Genomic DNA, 20,145 nt, shown 5'->3' with positions numbered 1-20,145 from the left:
TAACATTAATTGCCATTGCTCTTCCCCTTGCCAGGCAGCAGTTGTTGCCGCAATTGCTGCAACAGGCCGGGTGCGGGTAAATCCGATTCCCCGATGATAGCAGTCTTGCTGCTTGGCATGCCAAACATATCGGCGATGGCTTTCGCCTGCGTGTTGGTCAGGATCAGCAATTCGATCCGGCGGTTGACACCAGCATCGGCCCGTTTGGCATCGAGCGGCGCACGGTCGGCCATGCCGACCACCTGCAGCACGCTGTCCTGCGGCATGGTGCCGGCCAGTAATTGCGAACGGGCCGCCATGGCGCGGTTGCTGGACAGGTTCCAGTTGGAGAAGGCTTTGTAGCTGGTGTCGGCGTACTGCGCAGAGTCGGTGTGGCCGACGATCAGCATCTGGTTTTCCATCTTGGCGAACAGCGGGCCCATGCTCTGCAGCAGGCGCGCGAACTTGTCGGTCGGGATCGCCGAGCCGCGCACGAACATGCCCTGGCTGTCGGTATCGTGCAACATCACGCGCAAGCCATACGGCGTGACCACCGATTCAAGATTGCTGGCCAGGCCAGTTTCCTCGCTCATCCTGGTGAGCGTCTTGGCCAGCAGTTTGAGGTCTTCCGGCGATTCGTAGCGCACCCGGTTTTCGGCCGTATTGGTGGGGCTCTTGTTGAAGCCCTGGGTGGCGTTGCCATCCACGTCGGTATTGCCGGTGCGCGGCATCGGGAAGCGTTCGATCAGGCTGCCGCGCGGGCCGCCCACCTGTTCCGGCATCACGCCCTTGCCGACGTCGGTCTTGCTGCCGTCGGCCTGGGTCAGCACGTGTTCCAGCGTTTCCTGGTTGCGCACGGCCATCAGCCACAGCACCAGGAACAGGCACATCAGGGCCAGGCAGAAGTCGGCAAACGCGACTTTCCAGGCGCCGCCATGTTCATCGTGCTTGTGCTTGCCACCGCCGCGCTTGACGATGGTTTGCTCATGGTGCTTGTCATGCGGCTTTAGCACGGCCACCTCCCCGGCGCGAGTTGGACTCCGGCTCGTCGCCGCCTTCCATGGCATTGATCCAGCCTTCGAGCTGGGCGAAGCTTGGCTTGATGTTCAGCTGCACCAGGCGGCGCCCGGCGTCGATCGCCAGCAGCGGCGGCTTGCCGGCGACGTGGGTTACCAGCACCACTTTCACGCATTCCATGGTGGAGGCTTCCTGGCTGACCAGCTGCTTGAGCATATTGGAAATCGGGTCCAGCACGCCGTAGCAGAAGAAGATACCGATGAAGGTGCCGACCATGGCGGCGCCGACGTGCTCGGCGATCTCGGCCGAGGTGGCGCCTTCGCCCACCGTGCCCATGGTGATCACGATGCCCAGCACCGCGGCCAGGATACCGAAGCCTGGCATCGCTTCGCCGATCTTGCCCAAGGATTTGGCCGGCTGGGTCAGCTCTTCATGGATGGCTTCCAGCTCCTGCTCCAGCACGCCCTCCAGTTCATGGGCGTTGATCTTGCCCATCGCCATCAGGCGGAAGTTGTCGACGATGAAGGCCAGCAGTTTGGGTTCGTCCAGGATCAGCGGATAGCGCTGGAACAGCGGCGATTCGCGCGGCGCTTCCACGTGGGCGTCCAGGGCCTTCAGGCCGCCGGCGGCCAGCTGCAGCAGTTCATACATCAGCAGCAGCAACTGGCGCTGGAATTCGGAGTCGTACTTCTTGCGCGACATCAGGTGCTTACACTGTGTCATGGTCTCGGCCAGCACGTGGCGCGGGTTGCCGATCACAAAGGCGCCGATGCCGGCGCCGGCAATCACCAGCAGTTCCAGCGGCTGCCAGATCGCAGTGAAGTGGCCGCCCATCATGGCGTAGCCGCCAAACACCGAGCCAAACACGATCATGATGCCGAATAGTTGCTGCATGGTTTATGCCTTTCGATAGATCTTTGAGGTGGGCTGCGGCTCAGGCCGCCAGCACCGCTTTCATCTTGTTCAGGGCCTGCTTGTTCAACTGGCAGACGCGGGCGTCGGTCAGGTCCAGCACGGCGGCGATTTCTTTGTAGCTGAGCTCGAATTCGTAATACATCTGGATCACGCGCTGCTCGCGTTCGTCGAGCCCGGTCAGCGCCTGCTCCAGGCTGCGCCGTATCATCAATTGTTCTTCCGGGCCGGCCACGCTGCCGGTGTCGGCAAGCGTGTCTTGCAGGATCTCGTCGAAGCTGGCGATGGTTTCCGCATTCTCGTCCAGCAGGTAAGCCTGGTAGCTTTCGGCATCGAGCCCGAGCGCGCCCATGATTTCCTGTTCGCCCGGCTCGCGGCCCAGCTTGCGCGTCAGCTCGCGCACCGCATCGCGCATCTTGTGGCTTTGCTGGCGCACCGCACGCGGGCGCCAGTCCTGCCGCCGCAGCTCGTCCAGGATGGCGCCGCGCACGCGCAGCGAGGCATAGCTGCCGAAGCCGGTGTCCGGCGCGCCGTAGCGGCGCAGGGCTTCGAGCAGGCCCATCAGGCCGATCTGCTCCATATCGTCACGGTCGATCGCGCCCTGCACCTGCGAGTTCAGCTGGCGCACGATGCGCTTGACCAGCGGCGCATAGGCGAGCAGGTGCTTCTGCTCGTCGGCTGCGCTGACGGCGCCGTAGCTCTCGGCATATGGCTCTGCAACCGTGTCCACCAAGCCCATGGCCTTTACTCCAGGATCAACTTGCCGATCATCACCTGCTCGAACGGGCGTTCGCGCGCCTCCTTGGCATAGGCTTCATCGTAAGCCTTGTTCAATTCTTCGACAAACTGGTCAATGGTCATCATGGAAGCTTTTTCCATCGGCAGCGCCGACAGCGCGCGCACGGCAACGCTGCGCAGCAGCGGCAAGGCTTCCTTGGCTTCCTTTTCCTGCTTGGCCGTGGTCGAGATGACGAGGTCGGCCGACATATAGTGCGGCACGGTGTCGCCCGGCTGGCGGCGCAGCATGACAATCACTTTCTCAATGGTCAGGTACTTCAGCGGCTCGCCCGGTTTTTTCTGTTCGGCCGCCGCCTTGGCTGGCTCGGCGCTCTTGCCTTTCATGAACCAGACCGCGCCACCGGCGGCGCCCGCGCCTACCAGCAGCGCGACGGCTGCGATCAGAACCAGTTTCTTATTCATCTAATGCTTACTCCCGTTCGCCCAACATGGCAAAAGTGGTGGTGACGGCATCAGCGTCGTCCAGGGCGCGGCCTGGCTGGCGCTGCTGCTCGCGTTGTTGCTGTGCTTCCTGTTGGCGCTGCTGTTGGCCACCATCGGCCAGGTTGCGCGCGGTACTGGCCGAAACCGTGACGGCCACGTCGCCGAACTGGCGCTGCGACAGGTCCTGGCGCACGGCGTCGCCAATGGTGTTGAGCTGGCGCAGCACTTCGCTGTGGCTGGCTGCGATGGTCACTTGCAGCGCGCCGCCGCTGTGGCGCACGGAAATTTCCACGCTGCCCATATTCGGTGGTTCCAGGCGGATCACGGCGCGTTCGTCGTTGCGCGCCAACTGCAGTTGCAGGCGGTCGCCCAGCGCGGCGCGCAGCGGTTGCTGCCATTGCTCCGGGCTGCCGCCCAGTTTCAGCGAGTCGCCCTGCGGCGCCGCGGCGGCATTGGCCAGCACGCTGCGGAAGCCGGGCAGGGCGCCGGCATCGGTGGGCTGGCGCTGGCTGTCGGCCAGCAAGCTGGCGCTGTCCTTGGCCGCGATCGGCGCGGCAGTGCTGTCGGCGGCCTGGCCTTGCAGGGCGTTCAGCGCGGCCACCCGCACCTCCGCCAGTGCTTCCCCGGCGGAGGTGCGGGTGGCCGCGGCCGGCGTGCTGGCTGGCAGCCCATTGCCAACGGCAGGACGGGCTGCGGCGGCGAGCATGGCGGCGCGGGCGTCCAGCAAGGAGGCTTCGGGCGCCTTGGCCGCTTCGGTTTGCGCGCCGGCGCCGGCGTCGCGCGCGGCCAGGGCGCTGGCCTGGGCCTGTTGGCGCAGCAGCAGGGCGCTGTCGCTGGCGGACGGCTTGGCGGCAGGGGCGGCGGTCAGGGCGGCGGCCACGGCTGCCACGCTGTCCGGGGTGGCGCCCGGCGCGCTGCCGGCCAGCGGCAGGTTGCCCATGGCGGGCAGCATGGTGGCCACGGCCTGCGCGGCGGCAGTCGTGTCGTCGGCCGCTTCGGCCGGTGCGGCCTGGTCTTCGGCAAGCTGGCCGGCCATGGCGTCCAGCAAGGCGCCAAACGGCGCCGGTGCGCTGGCCGCTGCGGCATCCAGCAGCGCGCCGGCCAGCGCACTGGCGGGTGCCGCGCTGTCATGCGCGGCGGCGGCAGGCGTGGCGTCGGCAGCGCCATTGGCGGCTGGCGGCGGCAGGCCGGCCGCGCTGGTGGCTGGGGGGACGGTGGCGGCAGGCGCCGCAGGCAGCTTGATCATGCTCAGGTTCCGGTAGCAGCGTTAGCGCTGTCGAGGGCATAGGCAAGCCAGCCCTCTCTGTTGTTCGTCATATCGTTCAGGTGCTGGCCGGTCTCGACGGTGGCGCTATCGACTTTTGCCACTGCCGCGACGTGCAAATCACGCAGCGCCGCCAGCGCTGCGCTCTCGGCCGGCGTCCACGCACCCTGCGCCGCCAGCGCCGGCAGGGTGGAGCCCATCAAAGTATTAATCGCCGCCAGTGCCGCCCAGTCGCTGGCGGCAGTGGCGGCGCTCAGCTGCTGCGCAAGCTGCAGCAGCGCCGGTTGCCTATCCATGCTTGTCGTGCACGCCCTGCCAGCCGGCGCGGATCGTGGTCAGCAGGCCCACCACCTCGTCGATGACGGCAGGGTCCATGTCCACGCCGGCACGGTACAGGCGGGCAGCGCAATAGTCGTACAGGCGGCCCAGGTTGGCCACCACCTCGCCGCCTTGCTCGAAATCGAGCGAGCTGGCGAGGCCGTTGATGATTTCCGTGCACTTGTCGAGGCTGAGCGCCTTTTGTTCGTAGCGCTTGCCGACGATATGGCCGCGCGCACGGGCCAGCTCTTCCAGCAGGCCGTCGGTCAGTACCAGCACCAGTTCGATCGGCGTGGCGCGGGCCGTCTGTGCTTCCAGGTTGGTGGCGTGATAGCTGCCGTAGGCGTCGTGATCCATTGTTTACAGGCTTTCAGGAATCGGATTTGCTGAACATCGCATCAAACATGCTGCTGGTTCCGCTCATCTGGGACTGCAGGGCTTGCAGCTGGGTGAACTGGGTCAGGTAGCGCTTGTAGGCGTTGTCGTATTGGGTTTCCAGCACGGCCTGGCGGGCCACCAGCTGGGACTGCAGTTTGGTGTTGGCGTCCTTGCGGGTGGCAAGCTGGCCGGTGCCGGCCTTGGTCCAGCTATTCACCAGGGTATCGAGATTGCCCAGTACACCGGTCGGCGCGGCGCCGGTCTTGCCCAGGATCGCATCGAGACCGCTCGGGTTGGTGGCCAGGGCCTTGTCCAGGCGCGTCTTGTCCAGCGCCAGGGTGCCGTCGCGCTGGGCGGTGACGCCATAGTTGACCAGGCTGACGCCGCCGACCGCAGTGCGCAGCAGCGACTGCATGCGCGACTTCAGCGAAGCGAGGCCGGCGTCGGAAGCATAGATGCCGCTGGCCGCGCCCTTGGTGGCGTCACCGGCTGCCGTCAATTCGCCGATCGAGGTCAGCATCTTGTTCCACTGGTCGACGAAGTTCTGCACATTGGTGGCGGTGGCGCTGCTATCGCGGGCGACGTTCAGCGTCACCGGCACGCCGCCGGTCTGGGCTTTGGTAAACGTCATCGCCACCCCATCGACCACGTTGAAGGTGTTCGAAGCCTGCGTGATCTTGTTGCTCGGATCGCCACCCGGGGCGCCGACCCAGACCACGGCGTCGGTGCCGGCCTGCAGGACACGGTTGGCATCGGCCAGTTGCGCCTGCAGGGCCGGATCGCCCAGATTGGTGGTGTCGATGCCGGCCACGCCGTTGGCCTGGCCGGTCAGGTTGGAGGTCAGCACCAGGCGGGTCTGGCCGTTGACGGTCAGGGTCGAGGCGGTGACGCGCGAGTTATTGGTCGCTTCCATATTGATGGCTGCGGCAATTTCTTTCGCGCTCAGCACATTGTTCAGGTCTTTGTCGCCATTGGCCAGGCTGACGGTGAAGCTGCTGCCGTCGGCCAGTTTGACGGCCAGGGTGCCGGCAGCAGCGCCGGTCACGCCGGAATTGCTCATGCCGCTGTACGACACCTGGCCGACCGTGGCCAGCTGTTCGACGTAGAACTGGTAATTGCCGGCCGCAGCCGTGGCAGTCGCGGTGGCAGTCCCGACATCGGAGCTGAAGCTTGCCTTATTGGCCACTACCGAGCCGGACGCGGTGGTGCTCGACAAAGTGCTGCGGAAGGTGCTCAAGGCCGAGCTGAGCTTGGTCAGCGCCTTGCCGATCGCGGTCGCGCTGGCGGACTGGCTGTCGAGCATCGACTGGCGGCCCTGGATATACATCTGCGCCAGTTGGGTAGCCGTGGTCTTGGGATCGTAGGTAGGGACAGAAGTAGCCATTTCTCGTGCTCCGAGGAAATTAAATGAAGTGTACCAAGGTAAGAGGCGACCAAAGTGATGACTTCATGAAATATTCGGTTCAGCCTTTCATTTATGTCCGCGGAACCACAGTTGGGTTGCCAGTTCATCATGCCGCTTGCGCTCTTGCACGCGCTGCGCCGTGACTGCGGCATCCTGGTGGCGCTCGAGCACCTGGCCCAGCACCTCGCGCTTGACGTAGGCGGCGGTCAGGGCGCGCTGCGACACGACCATGTCGGCCTCATGCATGTGCAGGTTGAGGCGCTGGCTGTCGGCCAGCGCCATCACGCCCTGCTTGTAGTCGCCGCAGTTCACCGCCAGCGCCATCGGCAGCCGGCCGGACGGGCCGCTGCTTTCGTACAAGCCGGTCAACTTGTCGAGGGTTTTCTTGTAGCGCTCGCGCACACTTTCCTTGGCGGCCATTTCGGTCTGCAGTTTGTCGACTTCATTGCTGCGCATGTCGACCAGGGTCGACAGGCTGCGGATCGTGGTAGTGGTCATGCCATCAACCTTTCAAGTTGGTCCACGCAGTTGGCATAGGGGGCCGCTTCCTTGGTCCCCTGGCACAGGAATTCTTCGATATGCGGATGCAGGTTCACTGCCTTGTCGGTGACCGGGTCGGCGCCGGGCACGTAGGCGCCGAGCGGGATCAGGTCGCGCACCCGTTCATGGCGCGCCATCGAGGCTTTCAAGGCGCGCGACGCCAGCATGTGCTCGCGCGTGATCACATGGTTCATGCAGCGGCTGATCGAAGCGGCAATATTGATGGCCGGGTAATGGCCGCGCTCGGCCAGCTCGCGCGTCAGCACGATGTGGCCATCGAGGATGGCGCGCGCGGTGTCGACCACCGGGTCTTGCTGGTCGTCGCCTTCAGCCAGCACGGTGTAGATCGCGCTCATGCTGCCGTACGGGTTCTCGCCGTTGCCGGCCGATTCCACCAGCTGGGGCAGGGCCGAGAACACCGACGGCGGGTAGCCCTTGGTGGCGGGCGGCTCGCCCAGCGCCAGCGCCACTTCGCGCAGCGCCATCGCATAGCGGGTCAGCGAGTCGACCAGCAGCAGCACGTGCTTGCCCTGGTCGCGGTAGTGGGCCGCGATCGAGTGGCACAGCTCGGTTGCCATGATGCGCATCAGCGGCGATTCGTCGGCCGGCGCAATCACCAGCACGGCTTTCCGCAAGCCTTCCGGGCCCAGCGACATTTCGATGAACTCGCGCACTTCGCGCGAACGTTCGCCGATCAGGCCCACCACCACCACGTCAGCCACGGTCTGGCGCGTGATCAGGCCCAGCAGCACGGACTTGCCGACGCCGGAGCCGGCCATCAGGCCGACGCGCTGGCCCTTGCCCAGCGTTAGCATGCTGTTGATGGCACGCACGCCGACGTCGAGCGCATCGACCACCGGTTGCTTCTTGAGTGGGTTGATGCGCGGCGGCTGCGCGTCGAGCGGGTGCTCGCCGCCCAGCTTGCCGAGGCCATCGATCGCTTCGCCGATGCCATTCACCATGCGGCCCAGCCAGCTGTCGCCAATCTGCAGGCTTGATTTTTCGACCGTCGGCAGCACGCGCGCGCCGGTGGTCAGGCCGGAGGCTTTCTTGAACGGCATCAGGAAGGTCAGCTTTTCGCGGAAGCCCACCACTTGCGCGTCCAGCCACTCGCCGTCGATTGTCTCGATCTGGCAACGCTGGCCGGTATGCAGCTTGCAACCCGTGGCCTCCAGCAGCAAGCCGGAAGCGCCCACCAGGCGCCCGGTCGGGGTCGCCAGCGGCACCTCATCGAGTTCCAGTTTGCGCAGTGCGTCGGCAATCATTCTTCACTCTCGGCATCGTCGCCGCCATCGGCGGCCTGCAACTGATTATCGACCTGTTCCATGACAGCGGCAAGACGCTGCTGGCAGCCGGCATCGACTTCACTGTCGCCGGCGCGGATGCGGCATTCGCCCAGGTCGAGGCGGGCATCGCCGATCAGGTTCCAGCGCTTGGCGCGCTTCGGATCGACTTCCATGATGCGCTTCACTTCTTCCGGATTCAGGTAGACATCGATCTCGTCGCGGGTCGGCGGCAGCGACGCCAGGGTCTCGTCGACCAGGGCCATGATCTGTACCGGCTGCAAGGCGAGTTCGGCGCGGATCACATTGCGCGCCACTTTCGCCACCAGGTCCACCACTTCCTTGCGCTGCGCCGCGCGGTAATCGGCGCGCAGCTTCTTCAGCGATTTCAGCATGCCGTCGACCGGACGCGCCAGGTGGTCGAAGCCGACCAGGGTTTCCTGGCGGCCTTCTTCGCGGCCCAGCTCGACGCCTTGCTGGCGGCCTGCTTCAAAACCGTCTTCCTGGCCGCGCTGCAAGCCGATTTCGTAACCGTCGCGCTGGCCTTGTTCAAAGCCCTCGCTGACCGAAGCCTGCCATTGCGCGCCATCGGCCATCTGGCCCTGGCCGGCGACGCGCTGGCCATTGGCGCCATGCGTATGCACGTACTGCTGCAAGGGCGGGAAACGGAAGGGGCGGAACTGTTTCATCATTCGACCACCGTTTCAGCGAACAGCTGCACTTCGACTTCGCCGGCATCGGCCAGGGCCTTGACGGTGGCCATGATTTCCTGGCGCGTGGCGGCGATGCGCGACATCGGCACCGGGCCGGCGCGGCGCATCATGTCTTCGAACGCCTGCGCCTGGCGCTTCGGCATGGTTTTCAGCACCGCATCGCGGATCGCCTGCTCGGCGCCCTTGAGCGCGATGGCCCACTGCTCGAGCGGCACTTCCTCGATGATGCGGGTGAGGGTGACTTCGGTCTGGGTCGACAGGATCAGGAAGTCGTACATCTGCATCTCGATCTGTTCCACCATTTCCGGGTCATGGGCGCGCAGCAGTTCGACGATCTGGGCGCGGTTGCCCGGCAGGCGGTTCAGGATCTCGGCCACCTGGCGCACCCCTTCCACGCTGGTCGACTGCGAATCGAACGATGACAGGCAACGGTTCACCAGCTCTTCCAGTTCCAGCAGCAGGTCGCGGTCGATCTCGTCCAGGCGCGCCATGTTCAGCAGCACCAGGTCGCGCCCTTCCAGCGGCAGCGCATCGAGGATCTGGCCGGCCAGCGCCGGCGGCAGGAAGGCCAGGAACACCGCCTGCATCTGCACGTGTTCGTTGGCGATATAGTCGGCCAGCCACTTCGGCGAGGCCCACTGCAGGCGCGCCATTTTCGGGCGCAGCTCGTCGCCGTAGATGTTGTTCAGCACGGTGTTCGCGATATCGCCGCCCAGCGCCAGGTCGAGCGAGCGCTTGAGGAAGGAGCGCGACGCGCCGTGCACGCCGGATTGCTGGCGGTAATCGTCGAAGAAGGTCTGCATCGCCGTCTTCACTTCTTCCACCTTGATGCCACTCATGCGCGACATGACCTGGGTCACTTCCAGCAACTCTTCGCGCGACAGGCAGCGCAGCACGGCAGCAGCCGGCTCTTCGCCGATCGACAGCAGCACAATGGCAGCTTGCTCGACCGGGCTCAGGCCCTGCTCGTGGTCGTTGTCCAGGTTATTGTTGATGTCGGCCATTTTTCTGCATCCATTGTTTGACGACTTCGGCTACGCGTTCCGGCTCTTTCTCGGCCAGCACCTTGAGGTGATCCACCATCACGTCGACCGGCGAGCCGGCCGGCGGCAAATCGTAGTTCTCCAACAGCGGCACCACCGGCATCTGGCGGCTTTCCAGCGGGCCCGGCTTGGCGCCTGCATCCTGCGCTTCCGGAGAGCCTAGTGCAGCCGCCACCGCAGCGGCGCCCGGCACGGCACTGCCAGTGCCCGGGATCGGGGTAGCCTCGGCCTGGCGCGCGGCTGCGCCGGCCAGGGCCGGCTTGGCGGCGTGCGCCGGCGCGGCCGGGGCAAAGCGTGCGGTCAGCAGGCGCAGCAATGGGCGCGCCAGCAGCAGGTAAGCCAGCAGCAGTGCCACCGCGTAACCGAGCCAGCCGGCCGAATCGACCACCGTGTCGCGTTCCTGCCACCATGGCACTTCGCTGGCCTTGGACGGGAAATTCATGGCGCTCACCACCAGCTTGTCACCGCGCTCTTCATTGATGCCAAGGCCGCTGCGCAGCACCTTCTCGATGTTGGCGATTTCAGGTGCGGTCCAGCCGGTCTTGGGGAAGGGCGCCGCAGCCTGGGCCAGCACCACCGCCACGTTCTGGCGCACCAGGCGCCCGCGCGCGCGCTTGGTCTGGGTGATGCTGCGGTCGTAAGCGTATTGGCGCGTGGTGGCGTTCTTGCGGGCGCTACCATCCGGCGCCTGGCCCGCTGCGGCGGCGCCGCCTTGCGCTGCCGCGGCATCGGCTGCCTGCTGCTGCGGCGGCCGGTTGGACAGGGTGCCCGGCACGCCCATCGCGATGCGGTTGCGGTCCTGTTCTTCACGCATGGCTTCGCTGGTCACCTTGGGCTCGGCGCCATATTTCTCAACGGTTTCCTCGACCTTGTCGTTGTCGACATCGGCGGTCACGCTGACGCGGAAGTTGCTGTCGCCGACGATCGGGCCCAGCAGGCCCTTGATATTGCCCCGGATTTCTTCCTGTTGGCGCTTGGCGTTTTCGTTGCTCGAGGTTGAAGCATCGAAGGCTTCGCTCAGGTCGACATGCGACGACAGCAGGTTGCCCGACTGGTCGACCAGGCTCACGCGCGCCGGGTTCAGCGAGGCAACGCTGCCGGCCACCATGTTGACGATGGCGGCAATGTGTTCCGGCGCCAGCGTGCGTCCTGCCTTGGTAGCGATAACTACGGAAGCCGACGATTTGTCGCCATCGCTCGATACGAAGGAGGTCGACTTGGCGATCGACAGGTGCACGCGCGCATGCGCGATCGCATCGAGCGTCATGATCGATTGCGCCAGCTCGCCTTCCAGGCCGCGGCGGAAGCGCACGTCCTGCACGAATTGCGACACGCCAAGCGGATCGTTCTTGTCCATCAGTTCCAGGCCGGCCGGCAATTGCGCGGTCACGCCTTTGGCCGCCAGCAGCATGCGCACCTGGCCCAGCTTGGCTTCCGGCACCAGCACCTGGCCGGTTTCCGGATGAATGCGGTAGGAAATTTTTTCCGCGTCGAGCACGGTCATCATGTCGGCGGTCGCGACTTTCTCGCGCTGGCCGAAGACCGGCTTGTAGCCGCTCTGGTCCTTCCACAGGAACATCAGCACCAGCGCCGTCACGCCGATAGCCAGCAGCAGCAGGGGATACAGGTTCTTCAGGACGGCCGGCGGCACCGTTGGTGCCGCAGCGCCCCGCCAGCGTCCGAAGGCGGACTTGAGGTTAGCAATCACGTCAGGTCTTTCAAGAGGGAAGGCGGAGATAACAGCTTACAGCGGAAGCTTGATCAATTCATCGACCGCACCCATCACCTTGTTGCGGACCTGCATCAGCATCTGGAACGACAGGCTGGCTTCCTGGCTGGCCAGCATGGCACCGACCAGGTCGTCGCTGCGGCCGGCATCGACATCGGCCATTTTCTGGCCCGCATCAACATCCTGCGCGTTGACGCCGGCCACGGCGTCTTGCATCGTCTGGGCAAAGGAGAAGGTGGCGCCGGGTTGCCCAGCGTTGAACTGGGCGGCCGGTGCAACGAGGTTGGCGTGTTGCGTGAGCTCGGCGGCCGCATTGTTCAGGGATGCCAGGTCGGCCTTGATCAGGCTAGCGAATTCATTTGCCATAGAACACCTCAGGTTGGTTGCGTCAGGACACGCGTTCGATACCAATACAACAACAAGATTAACTTCCAGTTACTAACTGACAATCTGGACTAAATGTTAAATGGTGCCGTACGGGAACATGCATAGTAACCCGATTTCTGGATCGTAACAACCGCTTGTGAATTGCAAAACTTCTTATAAATCATGCACTAAGAGTAGTTTTTGCAACCAACTGATGTTGCCTTGCACTAATGAAGCTTACGATGTGGAAACTTTTATGTAAAGTCTTTTTGACCAACCAGGTACTTGATTCATGGCAATACTGAGGGAATTGAGTTATTCTACGCTTCCAAGATCATCCTGAGCGTATAACTTTGCGATAGGATTGCAGCAGACGGATGGCCACTATGACTACCTCTCAAAGCACTGTGCGATACGAAGTACTTGACCCTTGCTTGCTGGGGCGGCCGGTGCACCGGCTGCCTGAGTTTGCCGCGCAGCTGCGCGAAGACCTGGCCCAGGCCATGCGCCTGAATGTGCATCGCCGTTACTGGGGTACATTCCAGGTCGACGAGGTCTCCTTCAGCCGCCTCGACGGCAGTGAGGCGCGCCAGCGCTGGCTCGGTTTTGCAGCGCCTTCCGGGCAACTTGGTTTTGCCCTGGAGCGTAAGATACTTCTCAATGTATTGAATTACCGTTATGGGCGCGCCACCCGCGCCGAGCCTGCGGTTGACGAACAGGCCGTGCGCGTTACCGCTACCGAGGAGCGCCTGGCTGTGGTTCTCGGGCAACAGTTGGTCAGCATCCTGGCAGCGCGGATTGAAAGTAACCTGCCCGCGGGCGGCCGCGAACTTAGCGAAGAAGAAAGCATCAAGGCAGGCAACGGCACCCAGCCTGGCAAAGGCAGCTGGGTAATCACCATTGCGCTGAGCGATGGCGAGCTGCAGGGCAAGGCCTGGTTCGCACTCGACAAGCAAGTGATGGGCAATGTGCTGGGCGGACTGATGCCCGAGCGCGATGCCGGCAAGAAGGGCAGCAAGAATCCAGGGCCGCTGGCGGCGCGGCTCCAGGTTGGCCTGAGCGGCCGGCTGGTTTCCAAGGAAACCACGCTGGGCGCCATGTTCGACTTGCGTGTGGGCGATGTCATTCCAATCAGCCTGCACAGGGCAGACGTTATGCTCGAAGAATCCCGCCTGTTTACAGCCGCGGTAACTGAGCACAAGGGCAAACTCTGCTTAACCTCTTTTGAAGATATCGAATGAACATGATGAATAACCCGAACGGTTCCAACGACGCCATGCTGGACGATATGTCGGAAGAAATGATCATCGACCAGGTAGCGCAGGATTTGAGCGATGTGCCGGCGCCGCGTGCCGGCCGGCGCGACCTGCCTGCCATGATGCGCAAGATTCCCGTCACGCTGACGCTGGAAGTGGGCTCGGCCCGCCTGTCGCTGCAGGACCTGATGCAGATCGGCCCGGACAGCGTGGTGGAGCTCGACATGCTGGCCGGCGAGCCGCTGACCATCAAGGTCAACGGCACCGCGATCGGCCGCGCCGAGGTGGTGGTGGCCGGTGAAAACTACGGCCTGAAGGTCATCGATCTGGATGGTTTGAATCTGGACATGATGGCGCCATGACCGCGCGCCGCCTGGTGCCCGGCCTGGCGGCCGGTATGGTGTTGCTATGTGCCTGCGCCCCGGCGTGGGCCCAGGACTTGCTGGCCGGCGTGGTGCCCGGCGCCAAGACCGACTTGTCGGTGAAGATGCAGATCCTGATCATCATGACCCTGCTGGGCTTGCTGCCCATCATGGTGATGATGATGACCAGCTTTACCCGTTTCGTCATTGTGCTGTCCCTGCTGCGCCAGGCGCTGGGCCTGCAGCAAGGCTTGCCTAACCGGATCATCACCGGCGTGGCGCTGATCCTGACCCTGCTGGTCATGAAGCCGATCGGCGACGCCGTGTGGCGCGATGCCTTCGTGCCCTACGACCAGGACAAGATCGGCTTGCAGGATGCGCTGAAGATCGCCGAGAAGCCGATTTCGCGCTTCATGCTGGCCCAGACCAGCAAGGCCTCGCTCAAGCAGATCGCCCACCTGGCGGGCGAGGATGCGATCAGCAACCCGGCCGACCATGCATTCACCGTTAAGCTGGCCGCGTTCGTGCTGTCGGAATTGAAGACCGCCTTCCAGATCGGTTGCCTGCTGTTTATTCCGTTCCTGATCATCGACCTGGTGGTATCGTCGGTGCTGATGGCAATGGGGATGATGATGCTGTCGCCGCTGGTGATTTCGCTGCCGTTCAAGTTGCTGCTGTTCGTGCTGGTGGATGGCTGGACATTGACTGTCAATACGCTCGTGACGAGCATACAGGCCTATTAGGGGACTGCAAGATGCTGACGCCCGACGTGGCCGTCGACCTGATTGTCGAGGCCCTGCATATCGTAATGGTGATGGTGATGGTGCTGGTGGTGCCGGGGCTGGTGGCGGGCCTGCTGGTGGCGCTGGTGCAGGCCGCGACGCAAATCAATGAGCAGACGCTGAGCTTCCTGCCGCGCCTGCTGGTCACCCTGCTTGCCATCGTGCTGACCGGGCGCTGGATGTCCAGCTACCTGATGGACTATTGCGTCTCGATCTTCCAGCGCGCAGCAACACTGGTCGGGTAGCCAGCCATGGAACAGGTCCTGGCCAACCTCCTGCTGTGGCTGACGGCAATCTGGTGGCCCTTCGTGCGCTGCATGGCCATGCTGAGCGCGGCGCCGGTACTGGGCGAGATGATGGTGCCGGTCACGGTGCGGCTGCTGGTGTCGCTGGTGCTGGCGATCATCCTGCTGCCGGTGACGCAAGGGCAGGTAGTGCAGGGCATCGATCCGGTTTCGGTGCAGGGCATAGCGGTGACGCTGGAGCAGGCCGTGGTCGGCGGCGCCATCGGGCTGGCTTTCCATTTTTCGATGTCGGTGATCGGCGTGCTGGGTTACCTGGTGTCAAGCCAGGTCGGTTTCTCGATGGCGGTCATGAATGACCCGCTGAACGGCACTTCGTCCGACGTGGTGTCGGCGCTGCTGTCGATGCTGGCCATCGTGATCTTCTTTTCGATCGACGGCCACCTGGTGCTGGCAGGGGTGATCGGGCAAAGCTTCAAGGCCTGGCCGCTGGGCGGTGGTTATCCGGCCTTGCTGCTGCAGACAGTGGCCTGGAATGTGGCGTGGATTTTTTCGGCCGCCATGCTGTTAGCGATACCGGTGGTGTTTTCCGCGCTGGTGGTGCAGCTTGGTTTTGGTTTCCTGAACCGCGTGGCGCCGGCGCTGAACCTGTTTGCGTTGGGCTTTTCGGTGATTACCATTTTCGGCCTGCTGATGCTGGGCCAGGTGGTCCGTTTCATCCCGCAGCATTACATCCGCATGTCGGCGCGCGTGCTCGACATGATCCAGCAACAGATGGTGCCACATGGCTGACGACAGCGGCGGCGACAAATCAGAGAAGGCTTCAGCGCAGAAGCTGAAGAAGTCCCGCCAGGAAGGCCAGGTGGTGCGTTCGCGCGACCTGGCGACGGCAATCGGCATCCTGGTTTCGCTCAAACTGTTCGTGTACATGCTGCCGGCGTATCTGCTGGATTTTCGTGAGATCTTCCACCAGGCCTTCGCGCCGCTGGAAGGCGAGGGCGCGCTGGATAACGTGATGAGCACCGTCTGGCTCAGTTCCGCGCTGCTGCTGGTGAAGATGCTGGTGCCGCTATTCGTGGTGCCGCTGTTCATCGTGCTGGGCGCCATGGTGCCGGGCGGCTGGGTGATGAGCGCCAAGAACCTGGAGCCCAAGTTGGAGCGCTTCAACCCGGTGACCAACCTGGGGCGCCTGTTTTCAAAGAAGCACGGCTTCGAACTGCTGATTTCGATCGGCAAGGCAGCGGTACTGGGCTGGGTGCTGGTGCATATCGGTACCAGCACGGTCAATGAATACACCCGCCTGCAGGGGCTGGGGCTGAACGAAGCCCTGATTTCCGGCGCCAGCCAGATGCTGAATGGCGTAATGGCGATGGTGGCGGTGTTCATCATCTTCGCCATCATCGACGTGCCGGCGCAGGCTTACTTCTTCGCCGAACAGCAGAAGATGTCCAAGCAGGAGCTGAAGGAAGAGTACAAGTCGCAGGAGGGGCGCCCTGAAGTGCGCCAGCGCATTCGCCAGCTGCAGCGCGCCATGGCGGAACGCTCGGCGCGCAAGATCGTGCCGGGTGCCGACGTGGTGATCGTCAATCCGGAGCATTATGCGGTGGCACTGAAATACGACGAGAAGCGCGCCGAGGCGCCATACGTGCTGGCCAAAGGCGTCGACGAGATGGCGCTGTACATCAAGCGCCTGGCGCAGGAGCACGGGGTTGAAGTGCTTGCGCTGCCGCCCTTGGCGCGCGCAATCTACAATACCAGCCAGGTCAACCAGCAGATTCCCGTGCAGTTGTACCAGGCTGTTTCCATGGTCCTGCATTATGTGCTGCAGCTGAAGGCGTTCCGCGAAGGACGCCGTCCATCGCAGCCCAATCCGCTGGAAACGGCGCAGGTACCGGTTCCAACTTCCATGAGTGAGGCAGCAACCATATGAATTTCCTGAAGGGCTTGTTCGCAGAAGCGGGACGCCACAAACTCGCCACGCCGGTCTTCCTGCTGGCGATCCTGGCGATGATCATCCTGCCATTGCCGCCTATCCTGCTGGACGTCCTGTTCACCTTCAATATCGTGCTGGCGCTGATCGTGATCCTGGTCAGCGTGAACGCCAAGCGGCCGCTGGATTTCTCGGTGTTTCCGACGGTGATCCTTGCCACCACGCTGATGCGCCTGACGCTGAACGTAGCCTCGACCCGCGTGGTGCTGCTGCACGGGCACGAGGGCACGGATGCCGCCGGTAAGGTGATCGAAGCGTTTGGCCAGGTGGTCATCGGCGGCAACTACGTGGTCGGCATGGTGGTGTTCGTGATCCTGATGATCATCAACTTCGCCGTGGTGACCAAGGGCGCCGAACGGATCTCCGAAGTGTCGGCGCGCTTCACCCTGGACGCCTTGCCGGGCAAGCAGATGGCGATCGACGCCGACCTGAATGCCGGCTTGATCAACCAGGAAAAGGCCATCCAGCGCCGCAAGGAAGTGTCGACGGAGGCCGACTTCTACGGCGCCATGGACGGTGCCGCCAAGTTCGTGCGCGGCGATGCGATTGCGTCGATCCTGATCCTGATCATCAATATCGTCGGCGGCGTCGCCATCGGCACCGTGATGCAGGACATGAGCTTCGGCGACGCGTTCAAGCAGTACGCGCTGCTGACCATCGGCGACGGCCTGGTGGCCCAGATCCCGGCGCTGCTGCTGTCGGCCGCTGCGGCGATCATCGTCACCCGTGTGTCGGAGACCGAAGGCGCCGATTTCGAAGCCCAGGTGGGCCAGCAGCTGCTGGCATCGCCCAACGTGCTGTTCAGCGCCGCGGCGGTAATGGTGATCCTCGGCCTGGTGCCGGGCATGCCGAAGCTGAGTTTCCTTACCTTCGCGGCGGTGCTGGCTTATGTGGGTTGGCGCCTGTACCTGCGGCAGGGCGTGCCGGTGGTCGACAATATCGCCGCCATCGAAGCCGCGCTGCGAGAAGAAAAGGTGCCGGAGCTGGAATGGCAATCGCTGCCCGTGGTGCAGCCGCTGCAAGTTTCGCTTGGCTACAAGCTGGTCGCCATGATCGACAAGGCGCATGGCGAGGTGCTGACCAAGCGCCTGCGCGGCGTGCGCCAAAGCCTGTCCGAGGCGATGGGCATGGTGCTGCCGCTGATTAATGTGCGCGATGACCTGGGCCTGAAGCCATCCCAATACGCCGTGGTGCTGGGCGGGTCGACAATTGCGGTGGCCGAAGTATTCGCCGAGCGCCTGATGGCGATTCCGTCGCCGAACGTGTATGGCCAGATTGACGGCATTCCCGGCGTGGAGCCGGCCTACGGCATGCCCGTGACGTGGATCGAAACCAAGGACAAGGCGCATGCGCTAGGCCTGGGCTACCAAGTGGTGGAAGCGCCAAGCGCCATCGCGACCCACGTGTCGAAACTGGTTCGCGAGTACCTGCCGGAACTGTTCCGTCACGAGGACGTGGCGGCGCTGATGGAGCGCCTGAACGCGCTGTCGCCCAAGCTGGCCGGTTCGCTGGACAAGGCGCTGACCCATACCCAGTTGCTGCGCGTGTTCCGCGTGCTGCTGCAGGAATCGGTATCGCTGAAAGACATCGTGCCGATCGCCACGACCTTGCTCGATTCGTCGGAGACCACCAAGGATCCGATCCTGTTGGCGGCTGAAGTACGCTGCGCGCTGCGGCGCCAGATCGTGTCCGGCCTGTTCGGACAGAAGAACGAGATGTTGGCCTTCAACCTGGGCGGCGAGCTGGAAAACATGCTGCTTGGGTCCCTGAACCAGGCGCGCCAGTCGGGCAAGGTGGTACTGGACAACTATCCGATCGACCCGCACCTGCTGGCGCAGCTGCAGGTGAATATGCCTGTGGCGCGCGAGCAGATGAAACAGCAGGCAACGCCGCCGCTGCTGCTGGTGCTGCCGCAGATCCGTCCGCTGCTGGCGCGCTACGCCCGCCTGTTTGCGCCGGGGCTGCATGTGCTGTCGTATAACGAGGTGCCGGAAAACCGCGAGGTGTCGATTATTGGCACGGTCGGCTAAAACCGGTAACCCGGGGACTGACCCACAGGGTCAGACCCCGTACGGTCTCCCAGCCGCGGACCAAAGCCCCCAGCAGGTGAGTAGACTGGGTCCGACCCTGCGGGTCAGACCCAGGTTTACCGGTTTTAAGGAACACTGCTACAATCCCGCCGTCCTGCATCCTGCAGGCAAAATAAATACGTCTTCGGGGCGGGGTGCAATTCCCCACCGGCGGTAAGAACGGCAACGTTCAAGCCCGCGAGCGCCTGCCTGGCAATATCGGGCAGGGACAGCAGACCTGGTGTGACTCCAGGGCCGACGGTATAGTCCGGATGAAAGAAGATGTGCGCTGTCGCGCGTGTTCCCGGTCCGCTTTGGTGGTGCGGGTAGCCGCGCCTATTCGCTTGCCCTGGAGCGTTTTTCGTTAACTGTTAGCGAGGAGCGTTTCCTATGTTGTCCCCTGAATTGTCCCTTCAAAGTACCGACCTCGAAGCCCGCATCCACGCGGCGCTGGAAGCAATGAGGGCTGGTATCCCCGTAATCCTGCAAGACGACTTCGACCGCGAGAACGAAGCCGACCTGATTGTTGCCACCGACCGCTTGACGGTGGAAACCATGGCCCTGATGATCCGCGAATGCAGCGGCATCGTGTGCCTGTGCCTCACCGCGGACAAGGTGCGCGAGCTCGAACTACCGCCGATGGCCGCGGAGAATGGCAGCAAGTACGGCACCCCGTTCACGGTCTCCATCGAAGCCCGCCATGGCGTGACGACCGGGGTTTCGGCCGCCGACCGTGTCACCACCATCCGCGCCGCCGCCGCGCCGGATGCGCGCCCGGAACACGTGGTGCGTCCCGGGCACGTGTTCCCGCTGCGCGCCACGCCTGGCGGCGTGCTGATGCGGGCTGGCCATACCGAAGGTTCGGTCGACCTGGCGCAGATGGCGGGCCTGTCGCCGTCCGCTGTGCTGTGCGAGTTGATGAACCCCGACGGCAGCATGATGCGCGGCGAAGCGATCGAACAGTTCGCCCAGTTGCACGGCATGCCAATGCTGACGATTGCCGAGCTGATCGAATGGCGCAAGCGTGGCTAAAATTCGGTGCCAGGTCTGTCATTCGGACACCTAGCTGACACTTTTGATGTAAATCAAAACACCCGCTCTGACGTAATCCGCCAGCGGGTGTTTTCTTTTAGTGGGGAAAGTACTGATAAAGATCAAAAGTGTGTCGTGCGTGTCCGAATGACAGACCTGGCACCGAATTTGGCACCGAATTTCGGCACACTTTGCGAGCGGATTGGCGCGGTTTGCTAGTGACCTTGGCGCGTGGCAGCGATAA

The 20,145-nt window shown here is 63.7% G+C and carries 22 protein-coding genes and 1 riboswitch; of the genes, 8 read left to right on the top strand and 14 right to left on the bottom strand.

Features of this window, described 5'->3' with window-relative positions; genetic code table 11:
• Window positions 1–5: 5 nt before the first annotated feature.
• From ACQ4MM_RS10420 to ACQ4MM_RS10355, 14 genes are all read right to left on the bottom strand, one after another.
• The gene (locus ACQ4MM_RS10420; RefSeq protein ID WP_431477301.1) at window positions 6–992 is read right to left on the bottom strand and encodes a flagellar motor protein MotB; all 987 of its coding nucleotides are present in this window, start codon (window positions 990–992) and stop codon (window positions 6–8) included.
• Complete coding sequence (gene motA / locus ACQ4MM_RS10415; RefSeq protein WP_431477300.1) at window positions 976–1,890, bottom strand: flagellar motor stator protein MotA; 915 nt, start codon at window positions 1,888–1,890, stop codon at window positions 976–978. The genes ACQ4MM_RS10420 and motA overlap by 17 nt, the downstream gene beginning before the upstream one ends.
• 40 nt (window positions 1,891–1,930) lie before the next feature.
• Window positions 1,931–2,647 (bottom strand): FliA/WhiG family RNA polymerase sigma factor, encoded by a 717-nt coding sequence (locus ACQ4MM_RS10410; RefSeq protein ID WP_431477299.1) that lies wholly within the window; start codon window positions 2,645–2,647, stop codon window positions 1,931–1,933.
• A gap of 5 nt (window positions 2,648–2,652) precedes the next feature.
• Window positions 2,653–3,108, bottom strand: coding sequence for a flagellar basal body-associated FliL family protein (locus ACQ4MM_RS10405; protein WP_431477298.1), 456 nt, complete (start codon window positions 3,106–3,108; stop codon window positions 2,653–2,655).
• A gap of 7 nt (window positions 3,109–3,115) precedes the next feature.
• The gene (locus ACQ4MM_RS10400; RefSeq protein WP_431477297.1) at window positions 3,116–4,375 is read right to left on the bottom strand and encodes a flagellar hook-length control protein FliK; all 1,260 of its coding nucleotides are present in this window, start codon (window positions 4,373–4,375) and stop codon (window positions 3,116–3,118) included.
• Window positions 4,376–4,377: 2 nt separating this feature from the next.
• On the bottom strand, window positions 4,378–4,689 hold the full coding sequence (locus ACQ4MM_RS10395; protein ID WP_431477296.1) for a hypothetical protein: 312 nt from the start codon (window positions 4,687–4,689) through the stop codon (window positions 4,378–4,380).
• Window positions 4,682–5,068, bottom strand: a complete 387-nt coding sequence (gene fliS, locus ACQ4MM_RS10390; RefSeq protein WP_090436437.1) for a flagellar export chaperone FliS — start codon at window positions 5,066–5,068, stop codon at window positions 4,682–4,684. Before fliS ends, ACQ4MM_RS10395 begins: the two co-directional genes overlap by 8 nt.
• 13 nt (window positions 5,069–5,081) lie before the next feature.
• A complete protein-coding gene (gene fliD, locus ACQ4MM_RS10385) occupies window positions 5,082–6,473 on the bottom strand; it encodes a flagellar filament capping protein FliD (protein WP_431477295.1) in 1,392 nt (463 codons plus the stop codon).
• An 87-nt stretch (window positions 6,474–6,560) separates the two neighbouring features.
• Window positions 6,561–6,992: a flagellar FliJ family protein gene (locus tag ACQ4MM_RS10380; RefSeq protein WP_431477294.1), complete on the bottom strand. Its 432-nt coding sequence runs from the start codon at window positions 6,990–6,992 to the stop codon at window positions 6,561–6,563.
• Window positions 6,989–8,299, bottom strand: coding sequence for a flagellar protein export ATPase FliI (gene fliI / locus ACQ4MM_RS10375; protein WP_431477293.1), 1,311 nt, complete (start codon window positions 8,297–8,299; stop codon window positions 6,989–6,991). Before fliI ends, ACQ4MM_RS10380 begins: the two co-directional genes overlap by 4 nt.
• Entirely contained in the window at window positions 8,296–9,006 is a 711-nt protein-coding gene (gene fliH, locus ACQ4MM_RS10370; protein WP_431477342.1) for a flagellar assembly protein FliH, read from the bottom strand. The genes fliI and fliH overlap by 4 nt, the downstream gene beginning before the upstream one ends.
• Complete coding sequence (locus ACQ4MM_RS10365; protein ID WP_431477292.1) at window positions 9,006–10,034, bottom strand: flagellar motor switch protein FliG; 1,029 nt, start codon at window positions 10,032–10,034, stop codon at window positions 9,006–9,008. Before ACQ4MM_RS10365 ends, fliH begins: the two co-directional genes overlap by 1 nt.
• Window positions 10,015–11,781 (bottom strand): flagellar basal-body MS-ring/collar protein FliF, encoded by a 1,767-nt coding sequence (gene fliF, locus ACQ4MM_RS10360; protein WP_431477291.1) that lies wholly within the window; start codon window positions 11,779–11,781, stop codon window positions 10,015–10,017. The genes ACQ4MM_RS10365 and fliF overlap by 20 nt, the downstream gene beginning before the upstream one ends.
• Window positions 11,782–11,817: 36 nt before the next feature.
• Window positions 11,818–12,168, bottom strand: coding sequence for a flagellar hook-basal body complex protein FliE (locus ACQ4MM_RS10355; RefSeq protein ID WP_431477290.1), 351 nt, complete (start codon window positions 12,166–12,168; stop codon window positions 11,818–11,820).
• A 386-nt stretch (window positions 12,169–12,554) separates the two neighbouring features.
• Here ACQ4MM_RS10355 and ACQ4MM_RS10350 point away from each other — a divergent pair, with 386 nt between their 5' ends.
• From ACQ4MM_RS10350 to ribB, 8 genes are all read left to right on the top strand, one after another.
• Complete coding sequence (locus ACQ4MM_RS10350; RefSeq protein ID WP_431477289.1) at window positions 12,555–13,409, top strand: FliM/FliN family flagellar motor switch protein; 855 nt, start codon at window positions 12,555–12,557, stop codon at window positions 13,407–13,409.
• A 2-nt stretch (window positions 13,410–13,411) separates the two neighbouring features.
• Window positions 13,412–13,786, top strand: a complete 375-nt coding sequence (locus ACQ4MM_RS10345) for a FliM/FliN family flagellar motor switch protein (protein WP_431477341.1) — start codon at window positions 13,412–13,414, stop codon at window positions 13,784–13,786.
• Entirely contained in the window at window positions 13,783–14,529 is a 747-nt protein-coding gene (gene fliP, locus ACQ4MM_RS10340) for a flagellar type III secretion system pore protein FliP (protein ID WP_431477288.1), read from the top strand. Before ACQ4MM_RS10345 ends, fliP begins: the two co-directional genes overlap by 4 nt.
• A gap of 11 nt (window positions 14,530–14,540) precedes the next feature.
• Window positions 14,541–14,813, top strand: a complete 273-nt coding sequence (fliQ, locus tag ACQ4MM_RS10335) for a flagellar biosynthesis protein FliQ (protein WP_057262806.1) — start codon at window positions 14,541–14,543, stop codon at window positions 14,811–14,813.
• 6 nt (window positions 14,814–14,819) lie between these two features.
• Window positions 14,820–15,602, top strand: coding sequence for a flagellar biosynthetic protein FliR (locus ACQ4MM_RS10330; protein WP_431477287.1), 783 nt, complete (start codon window positions 14,820–14,822; stop codon window positions 15,600–15,602).
• Entirely contained in the window at window positions 15,595–16,740 is a 1,146-nt protein-coding gene (flhB, locus tag ACQ4MM_RS10325; RefSeq protein WP_431477286.1) for a flagellar type III secretion system protein FlhB, read from the top strand. Before ACQ4MM_RS10330 ends, flhB begins: the two co-directional genes overlap by 8 nt.
• A complete protein-coding gene (locus ACQ4MM_RS10320; RefSeq protein ID WP_431477285.1) occupies window positions 16,737–18,830 on the top strand; it encodes a flagellar biosynthesis protein FlhA in 2,094 nt (697 codons plus the stop codon). The genes flhB and ACQ4MM_RS10320 overlap by 4 nt, the downstream gene beginning before the upstream one ends.
• Window positions 18,831–19,006: 176 nt before the next feature.
• A riboswitch (FMN riboswitch) is annotated at window positions 19,007–19,157 on the top strand.
• Window positions 19,158–19,259: 102 nt separating this feature from the next.
• Window positions 19,260–19,901, top strand: coding sequence for a 3,4-dihydroxy-2-butanone-4-phosphate synthase (gene ribB, locus ACQ4MM_RS10315; protein ID WP_431477284.1), 642 nt, complete (start codon window positions 19,260–19,262; stop codon window positions 19,899–19,901).
• Window positions 19,902–20,145: the final 244 nt, after the last annotated feature.

The organism is Massilia eburnea, assembly GCF_050709955.1.
In the GTDB taxonomy this organism is placed as follows: domain Bacteria; phylum Pseudomonadota; class Gammaproteobacteria; order Burkholderiales; family Burkholderiaceae_D; genus Rugamonas; species Rugamonas eburnea_A.
The sequence above is the reverse complement of the archived record's forward strand: the minus strand, read 5'-3'. Positions and strand labels throughout refer to the sequence as shown.

Bases quoted from the DNA above. Each gene is read 5' to 3' on its own strand.
- motA (WP_431477300.1), bottom strand. From the start codon at position 1,890: ATGCAGCAACTATTCGGCATCATGATCGTGTTTGGCTCGGTGTTTGGC.
- ACQ4MM_RS10355 (WP_431477290.1), bottom strand. From the start codon at position 12,168: ATGGCAAATGAATTCGCTAGCCTGATCAAGGCCGACCTGGCATCCCTG.
- fliP (WP_431477288.1), top strand. From the start codon at position 13,783: ATGACCGCGCGCCGCCTGGTGCCCGGCCTGGCGGCCGGTATGGTGTTG.
- fliQ (WP_057262806.1), top strand. From the start codon at position 14,541: ATGCTGACGCCCGACGTGGCCGTCGACCTGATTGTCGAGGCCCTGCAT.
- fliH (WP_431477342.1), bottom strand. From the start codon at position 9,006: ATGAAACAGTTCCGCCCCTTCCGTTTCCCGCCCTTGCAGCAGTACGTG.
- ACQ4MM_RS10405 (WP_431477298.1), bottom strand. From the start codon at position 3,108: ATGAATAAGAAACTGGTTCTGATCGCAGCCGTCGCGCTGCTGGTAGGC.
- ACQ4MM_RS10365 (WP_431477292.1), bottom strand. From the start codon at position 10,034: ATGGCCGACATCAACAATAACCTGGACAACGACCACGAGCAGGGCCTG.
- fliI (WP_431477293.1), bottom strand. From the start codon at position 8,299: ATGATTGCCGACGCACTGCGCAAACTGGAACTCGATGAGGTGCCGCTG.
- ACQ4MM_RS10320 (WP_431477285.1), top strand. From the start codon at position 16,737: ATGAATTTCCTGAAGGGCTTGTTCGCAGAAGCGGGACGCCACAAACTC.
- ACQ4MM_RS10380 (WP_431477294.1), bottom strand. From the start codon at position 6,992: ATGACCACTACCACGATCCGCAGCCTGTCGACCCTGGTCGACATGCGC.
- ACQ4MM_RS10395 (WP_431477296.1), bottom strand. From the start codon at position 4,689: ATGGATAGGCAACCGGCGCTGCTGCAGCTTGCGCAGCAGCTGAGCGCC.
- ACQ4MM_RS10400 (WP_431477297.1), bottom strand. From the start codon at position 4,375: ATGATCAAGCTGCCTGCGGCGCCTGCCGCCACCGTCCCCCCAGCCACC.
- ACQ4MM_RS10345 (WP_431477341.1), top strand. From the start codon at position 13,412: ATGATGAATAACCCGAACGGTTCCAACGACGCCATGCTGGACGATATG.
- ACQ4MM_RS10410 (WP_431477299.1), bottom strand. From the start codon at position 2,647: ATGGGCTTGGTGGACACGGTTGCAGAGCCATATGCCGAGAGCTACGGC.
- flhB (WP_431477286.1), top strand. From the start codon at position 15,595: ATGGCTGACGACAGCGGCGGCGACAAATCAGAGAAGGCTTCAGCGCAG.
- ACQ4MM_RS10350 (WP_431477289.1), top strand. From the start codon at position 12,555: ATGACTACCTCTCAAAGCACTGTGCGATACGAAGTACTTGACCCTTGC.
- ACQ4MM_RS10330 (WP_431477287.1), top strand. From the start codon at position 14,820: ATGGAACAGGTCCTGGCCAACCTCCTGCTGTGGCTGACGGCAATCTGG.
- fliS (WP_090436437.1), bottom strand. From the start codon at position 5,068: ATGGATCACGACGCCTACGGCAGCTATCACGCCACCAACCTGGAAGCA.
- ribB (WP_431477284.1), top strand. From the start codon at position 19,260: ATGTTGTCCCCTGAATTGTCCCTTCAAAGTACCGACCTCGAAGCCCGC.
- fliD (WP_431477295.1), bottom strand. From the start codon at position 6,473: ATGGCTACTTCTGTCCCTACCTACGATCCCAAGACCACGGCTACCCAA.